At 57.8% G+C, this 7,412-nt stretch carries 9 protein-coding genes; 3 read left to right on the top strand and 6 right to left on the bottom strand.

Annotated elements, in window-relative coordinates; all coding sequences use genetic code 11:
* The 6 genes from JWR14_RS00255 to JWR14_RS00280 all read right to left on the bottom strand — a co-directional run.
* Window positions 1-1,541: ABC transporter substrate-binding protein (locus JWR14_RS00255; RefSeq protein ID WP_299699370.1), on the bottom strand; the 1,541-nt coding region annotated here is incomplete at its 3' end.
* A 62-nt stretch (window positions 1,542-1,603) separates the two neighbouring features.
* Entirely contained in the window at window positions 1,604-2,167 is a 564-nt protein-coding gene (ddpX, locus tag JWR14_RS00260) for a D-alanyl-D-alanine dipeptidase (protein ID WP_299699372.1), read from the bottom strand.
* Window positions 2,168-2,558: 391 nt separating this feature from the next.
* Window positions 2,559-2,792, bottom strand: a complete 234-nt coding sequence (locus JWR14_RS00265; protein ID WP_299699374.1) for a pentapeptide MXKDX repeat protein — start codon at window positions 2,790-2,792, stop codon at window positions 2,559-2,561.
* Between the two features lie 90 nt (window positions 2,793-2,882).
* Entirely contained in the window at window positions 2,883-3,659 is a 777-nt protein-coding gene (locus tag JWR14_RS00270; protein WP_299699376.1) for a molybdopterin-dependent oxidoreductase, read from the bottom strand.
* A 56-nt stretch (window positions 3,660-3,715) separates the two neighbouring features.
* On the bottom strand, window positions 3,716-4,342 hold the full coding sequence (locus JWR14_RS00275; protein ID WP_299699378.1) for a cytochrome b/b6 domain-containing protein: 627 nt from the start codon (window positions 4,340-4,342) through the stop codon (window positions 3,716-3,718).
* Between the two features lie 349 nt (window positions 4,343-4,691).
* Window positions 4,692-5,291 carry a TetR/AcrR family transcriptional regulator gene (locus tag JWR14_RS00280; protein WP_299699380.1) on the bottom strand — a complete coding sequence of 200 codons (600 nt, stop codon included), beginning with the start codon at window positions 5,289-5,291 and terminating at the stop codon, window positions 4,692-4,694.
* 221 nt (window positions 5,292-5,512) lie between these two features.
* Here JWR14_RS00280 and JWR14_RS00285 point away from each other — a divergent pair, with 221 nt between their 5' ends.
* The 3 genes from JWR14_RS00285 to JWR14_RS00295 form a co-directional block, all read left to right on the top strand.
* On the top strand, window positions 5,513-6,217 hold the full coding sequence (locus JWR14_RS00285; protein ID WP_299699382.1) for a glutathione S-transferase C-terminal domain-containing protein: 705 nt from the start codon (window positions 5,513-5,515) through the stop codon (window positions 6,215-6,217).
* Window positions 6,218-6,403: 186 nt separating this feature from the next.
* On the top strand, window positions 6,404-6,976 hold the full coding sequence (locus JWR14_RS00290; RefSeq protein ID WP_299699384.1) for a sigma-70 family RNA polymerase sigma factor: 573 nt from the start codon (window positions 6,404-6,406) through the stop codon (window positions 6,974-6,976).
* Window positions 6,973-7,412 (top strand): DUF1109 domain-containing protein (locus JWR14_RS00295; protein ID WP_299699386.1); only part of this gene is annotated, 440 nt, incomplete at its 3' end. The genes JWR14_RS00290 and JWR14_RS00295, both read left to right, overlap by 4 nt.

Below are 7,412 nucleotides of genomic sequence, written 5' to 3' on the forward strand. Positions count from 1 at the left end.
GTCACGCCCGGTCGCGCCGCAACTTGCGAGACCTTCTGGAACATGATCACGAATGGCGAGTTCGCGAGAAATTCCTTCTGCATCGCTTCATAGCGTTGAGCGCGTTTTGCCGTTGACGATTCCTCCAGCGCCGCCTGAGTCTCCTTCGTCAATTGCGGAATGTCCCACGCATTGCGCCACGCGAGCATCTTGAAGGACGATTTGTCGGAGTTGTCCGGATTCCACGCGAAGCCCTGTGCGTTGCTATGCGGATCGATGTAATCCGCCGACCACTCGCCAATATAAATGTCATGCTGACGCGCGCGATACTTGCCGAGGGTCTGCTTGTTATCGCTTGAAATCAGCTCGACCTTGATTCCGCCTTGCGCCAGATTCGCCTGCACCGCCTGAGCAATCTCGCCGTATGGGGAGTCGTTACGCACATCCATCTTCACCGAGAAACCGTTCGGTACGCCCGCTTTTGCCAGCAACGCTTTCGCCTTCGCTACGTCCTGATGGTACGGATTGGTGTTCAACGCCCCGAGGAAACCTTCGGGAAGAAAGGTCTCGTGCACCTTGTACGTGGTCCGCACGATATTCTGCTGAATGCCGTTGTAATCGATCAGCCATTTCATGGCCTCCTGCACATCGGCCTTCGCCAGATTCGGGTTCTTGTTGTTCAGGCCAAGATACATCAGCGTAGCTTGCGGCACGGACGTCACGCGGATCGTGCCCTTCTTCGTCAGCGTCGCGAGGTCGTCGGAACTCAGGTCGCGCGCGATATCGATGTCGCCGTTTTCAATCATCAGGCGCTGGCTCGATGCTTCCGGTACATGCCGCATCACGATGCGTTTCATTGCAAGCGGCACGCGATAACCATCGAAACGCTGCAGCACAATGCTGTCGTTCGCGGTCCACTTGACCAGCTTGTAGGCACCTGAGCCCGCCTCGTTTGTCTTCAGCCACTCGTTGCCGAAGTCCTTACCCTTCGCGTGCGATTCGAGCAGCTTTCTGTCGAGCACGGAAGCCGGCCACGATCCCAGCACGTTCAACACGAACGTGGGCGCGTACTTCTGGTCGGTGGTGATCGACACCGTGCTGTCGTCGATTTTCTTCACGTTCTGCAGCGCGTTTTCCTTCGTCAACCCAATGCCTGCCAGCACGGCGGCCGCGCCTTTGTCGAGTAATGCGGTGCGCTGGATCGACCACGCGACGTCGTCGGCAGTGAGCGGATTACCCGAGTGGAACTTGAGGCCAGGGCGAATCTTGAAGGTGAACGTGAGACCGTCCTGACTCACTGCCCAGGATTGAGCAACGTCGCCATTGAAGCGGGCTGGATCCTTCAGATCGACGCGAATCAGGCGATCATAAGTATTGGCGACGTATTCCTGCGGCACCAGTTCGTAGATCTCGCCCGGGTCCAGCGTGGTGAATTCGTCGAGTAAAGTGGCCATGACCAGCATGTCCTTCGGCGTGGCCGCTTCGGCGATTCGCGTGCCGGCAAGCATCAGAGTAGACGCTGCCGCGATGGCTGCCAGCGCGTTGCACAATACCCGTTTCATACTCTCTCCGTGAGCGATGTTGATGAGATGTTCTGCGCGTTCCGTGCGGTTGCTGCGTGTGGTTACATCAGGCGCAAGGGGCCGCTGTCGGCGTTATCGATAAGGTCTAGTGCGCGCGAGCCTGGCAATTCGTAATGCCACCACTCGCTGGGAATATGGGTGAAACCGGCGCCGTGCATCACGCCAAGCAACAATGTCCGATTGCGCTGCACATGCTCTGGCAAACCAGGATGGAAGTGCTCGGAGGCAATCGACATTTCGTCGAAACCGGTGCCCATATCGAGGTCCAGGCCTTGAGCATCGACCAGCGTCAAGTCGACCGCCGTGCCGCGACTATGGTTCGAGCCGCGCTTAAGGTCTGCTATGTAGGTCGGATCGGGTAGGAAGTCCCAGAGCACCTGCTGGGCTTGCGGCGGGCGATACGCATCGAATATTTTCAGCGTCATGCCAATGTTGCCTGCCAGTTCGACAGCTTTCTTCAAGGCGGCTTCAGCGGGAGCCAGGAGCAAGCAATGTGCCCTCTTGTAGATCGGCTTGCCAGTCAGGTTGCGATCAGTTGCGTAGACCAGGTCGATCGCGACGCGGTGCGTTTCAGGAGAGATTTTCAGCAGACGGTGATCGGGCATCGGCGGCGTTGGTTTCGAGGCTCACGAGTTCGTGCGGTGCCGTTATTGTTTATCAAAATGACCGGTTTGGGGGTGAATGTGGCGGACATGCCGCACTCGGTGGACAAATGCCGCATTCGCGCCTGTCCCGGGATCAACCGATCCTGATTAGAACCCGCCAAAAATCCGGGGGTTAGGTTCGAAGAAGATGGGGACGGGAATGGCGGCGCGCCGAGTGACGCTTAACTGCGAGGATGGTCGCCTTGGGATGGCGGCCTACGGGCACCCCCTGCGGAATGGGCAGTGTCTTAGCCGATGCCGGGAGCATCAACGGAAGGTGAAAGCGCAATCGAAAGCGGTTCAACCACACCCGCGGAACCGCTTTCGATGCTTGTAAAGGTTACCGTGCGGATTACTGCGCCATCGCGCCCGAAGCAGGATGGCCCATCCCCATTGCATCGTGCTTTTTCATCTTGTCATCCTTCTTCATCGAGTCCTTGGACATCGAGTCTTTCGACATTGCGTCCTTGGACATGCTGTCCTTCGCCATGGAATCGTGCGCCATTGCGTCGCTTGCCTGGGCGAATGCCATGGAGCCGCTCAGGGCCAACGTTGCTGCGAGTGCTGCAGTGATGAACAGTTTCATATCAACCTCTTTCTGGAGTAAAAGTATCCGGTCATGCCGGGGTGAATCGAAGTACCTGACGCCGCGAGATGTCTCGATTTTTTCGTGACGTCAGGAACCTCCGAACCAGTTGTAGCCCTGATCGACCCAATAGCCGCCAGGGAATTTATTCGTGACGAAAATCTCCATGATGTGCTTCGGATTTTTATAGCCTAATTTCGTAGGCATCCTTAGTTTCATCGGGTAACCATATTTCGGCGGCAATTGCTGGCCGTCAAAGGTGAACGTCAGCAACGTCTGCGGATGCAAGGCAGTCGGCATGTCGATGCTTTCGTAGTAGTCGTCCGCACACTTGAAACCGACATATTTCGCCGATGTGTCCGCCCCTACCCGCTTCAGGAACGCCGAGAACGGTGTGCCGCCCCAGCGCCCGATCGCACTCCATCCTTCAACGCAGATATGCCGCGTGATCTGCTCGGCTTTCGGCAATGCGTAGAGCTCGGGCAAGCTCCACGTTTTCGTGCTCTGCACCAATCCGCTTACTTTCAGGCGAAAGTCGGAGCCATCGACGACAGGAACATCGTCAATACCGTAGAACGCGTTGAACGGAAACGGCCGCGTGATCTGAGCTTCCGTGTAGGTTGGCGCCAGACGGTTCGGATCGAAGAGCCAGCCTTGCACGGTATCGTTAAGACGAGAGACACGGCTGAGGAAAGTCTCAACGGATTTATCGTCTGAGATGCTGCAACCGGCCAGCATCGCAAGACCGCCGAGCGTCACAATGCGTTTGCCGAAGAGGCGGCGGGACGGCATGTCCAGTTCGCGGCGAACATCAATAATCAGCGACTCGCGGTCTACGCTCACGCGGTTTGGCTTCACGGGTTTCATGATCGAGATTCCTCGAGTCCTTAAGTTATCTTTCAGCGGGGCGGCACGCGGCTGAACTAGCGGCCACGGATCATGGTGAGCAGCGAGCGCGGCACCAGTGACACCATCACGAGATGCACGACAATGAACGCCGCCAGCAACGACATGGCCGAGAAGTGCACAACGCGCGCAAAGTCATAACCGCCCATCAGTTCGCGCAGCAGTGGAAACTGCACCGACTTCCAGATTGCAAGACCGGACAGGATCAGCACGGCAATATCGAGCATCACGAACAGGTACGCGAACTTCTGCACTGCGTTGTACTTGCTCGGGTCCGCGTGCGATAAATGTCCCTTAAGCGCTTCGCCCAGGTCATGCAAAATTGCGCGTGGCGAGAGCGGAAAAAACTTGGAGGTGATACGCCCCGTGACAACGTTCATCGTGAGATAAAAGAGACCGTTGAAAAACAGCAGCCACATGGCTGCGAAGTGCCATTGCAGCGCACCGCCAAGCCATCCGCCCAACGTAATACCCGGTGGAATCACAAAACCCTTGAATACGGGCGACGCGTCGTAAATCCGCCATCCAGACAACATCATCAGGATCGCCGCGAGTGCATTCAGCCAGTGCGTGATCCGTACCCAGACCGGCTGAATTGTCCGCGAGGGGGTGCTCGTGCGTGCGGCTTCTGGTGTTGCGTTCATCTGGACCTCCATGACTTGCTTTCGTTGGCGGCGAATAAAACTTCCATCAGACAAGTTGTGCGACTCTCCTTGTTGAGCCGTTCTTTTATCGTCGGCAAGAAGCGTTCAAAGCGGGTCGTTAGTTGCTAGTTAATTCGTTTCGATTGCCAGCCGGGTTACATCGCCCAACGAAATTTTTTAAGAGCGCGAAAACGCACATGCAGTGCGCTTATGTGAGTTAGTTCGTCGAGGAAGACCGGCCGGTTACAGCAAGTTATTTTTTTGCTGCGAGCGGCCAGATACAGTGACGGCGTGACCCTTAAAAAAGGTCAGCGAAGTGATGAAGAGCGATGCCAGGGCGGCCGCTCAGTTATCCGGCAAACGTCCTGCCATCGAGCGACGCGATTACCGGCCGCAAGAGTCCTTCCAGCAATGCGGGTTCCGGTCGGCTACGCGCAAGTACTCGAATGCCCAGCAAGACCGCCAGCAAGAGGCGCGCGAAGTCTTCAGCAGGTTGCGCGCATGAGATCTCGCCAGTTTGCTGACCTGCGGCCACGCAGCGGCCGAAATAAGCTTCGAGCTTCACCAGCACGCCAGCTACGACCCGCTGAAACTCAGGATCGTGCGGGGCCATTTCCAGCGCCGAGTTCACCAGCATGCAGCCTTTGCGGTCCTTGTCGCTGAGTGAGCGGTGGACGATTTCATCGAAGAACGCCTTGATCGATTGAAGCGGCGACAGCGTCCCTTCGAAACGCCGGACCCGGTCTTCCACGCTTCGTGACACGTAGTGGGCCAGCGCCTTTCCATATAGCGCGTGCTTGTCACCAAACGCGTTGTAGAGGCTCGCGCCCGTGATGCCCATGCTGTCCGCCAGCTCACGAACCGAGGTGGCTTCGTAGCCACGGTTCCAGAAACACAGGACCGCGGCGTCGAGCACGGCGGCTTCGTCGAACTCTCTTGGCCTTGGCATGCAGTCCATTACTCCGTTGAACCCGGCGAGATTGCCATTCCATTTTCGTTACGATATTCTAAATCGATCGATCTAAAACATAAATCACAATGCGCGTCCGGCAGTAAAAGACAGCGTCGCCCAAGCGAGTCTTACAAATACATTTCGAGGCTGCGCGTCTTCGTTTCCGGATGACCACCCCTAGCGAGCCGTGATGGCCCATCCCAACACCCAAGGACAACATGATCCGTTTCTACTTTCACCCGACGCCAAATCCCGCGAAGGTTGCGCTCTTTCTCGAAGAGGCAGGACTCGAGTACGAAGTGTTTCCCGTCGATACCAGCAAAGGCGAGCAGCATCTGCCGGCATTCAGGAGCATCAATCCGAACGGCAAGGTGCCCGCCATCATCGATACGGACGGTCCTGGGGGATCCGAAGCACGGGTGTTTGATTCCAGCGCGATCCTCTTGTACCTCGCCGAGAAGACGCAGCGTTTCGCCGGTAAGCCCTCGGACCGGCCCGAATTGCTGTCATGGCTGTTCTTTATCAGTTCCGGAGTTGGCCCCTTCTCCGGACAGGCAGTGCACTTCCAACACGGCGCACCCGAGAAGATTCCCTACGCGATCAACCGGTATCGGCGGGAGATCGAGCGGCACTATCGTGTGCTTGACGAGCACTTGTCAGGGCGCGGGTACATAGTGGGCGATGAGTATTCGATCGTCGATATGTCCGCGTGGGGATGGCTGGAGCGTGCGTCGCGGGTGCTGGCCACCGACGCGCCGCTTGCCGCCTTCCCGAATCTGAGCCGTTTCTTCGACGCCATCTGCACGCGCCCTGCCGTTGCCCGCGCGCGAGCGGTCGGCCGCGAGTTTACGTTCAAGCGCGAGGTGGACGAGGAGACCCGGCGCGCGATGTTTCCATCGAATTATCCTGAGGCCACACGCTAAGCAGGAGCCCGTTTGGACCGATGGTTTTCGCGCGCGGCGCGCGCTCGCAGCGCAGCTAAAACCGATCCCGACATTAAAATCGGGTAGTCTCCCGCCTCAGAACCGTATCCCCGCTGTCGGGACTGTCGACGCCCGTCGGCAAGCCCGTCGCAATTTATTTGAAGCGCGCTGTAACCCGATTCCGCGATGAAGCGAATAATACAAAGTGGTTCCGTGCCTGGTGTCGAAGAACGGTTGAAGGCCCTGTTCGTTCGCGGGTTGAATGGTGACGCGGTCGCCTATCGGACGTTCCTCGACGACCTGACGGGACATCTGCGTGGCTTCCTGAGAAAGCGCATCTATTACCTGCAGGACGACATCGAGGATGTCGTGCAAGAGATCCTGCTGGCCGTACACAACAGCCGCCACACCTATCGCCCGGACGAGCCGTTGACCGCGTGGGTCCATGGGATCGCACGTTATAAGCTGATGGATTTTTTCCGTGCGCGATCGCGGCGCGAAGCACTGAACGATCCGCTGGACGACGCGCTCGAGATCTTCGCGACCTCGGATGAAGAACCCGCCGATGCCAAACGCGATGTCGGCAAGCTGCTTGAACAATTGCCGGACCGTCATCGGCTGCCGATCGTTCACGTGAAGCTACAAGGGCTCTCCGTGACCGAAACCGCGGCGCTCACGGGGATGTCGGAGTCGGCGGTTAAAGTGGGCATTCACCGTGGACTGAAAGCGCTGGCAGCAAAGATTCGAGGCACCGTATGAAAACCGAGGACCTGATTTCGCTTCTATCGACTGGCGTTACGCCAGTCGACCCGCGCGTGTCCGCACGGCGCTTCGGACGTGCAATCGTACTGGGCGGGCTCGGCGCACTTGTGTTGATGGCGTTGACGTTTGGCGTTCGGCCAGACATCGCCGTCATCTCGCGCACACCGATCTTCTGGGCCAAGTTTGCGTTTCCAACATCGCTTGCCGCAACAGCATTGTTCCTGGCGCTGAGGCTGTCGCGGCCCGGGACGACCATCGGCAAATTCTGGGCAATGCCTGCGGTACCTGTGCTCGTTGTGTGGAGCGCGGCAGTGGCGGTGTTGTGTCTCACCTCACCCGACGCACGCATGCCGCTCGTCATGGGCTATACGTGGCGTACGTGTCCGTTCAATATCCTGTTGTTGTCTGTGCCCGCGTTTGTCGCGGTGTTCTG

Source organism: Caballeronia sp., from assembly GCF_028292365.1.
In the GTDB taxonomy this organism is placed as follows: Bacteria; Pseudomonadota; Gammaproteobacteria; order Burkholderiales; family Burkholderiaceae; genus Caballeronia.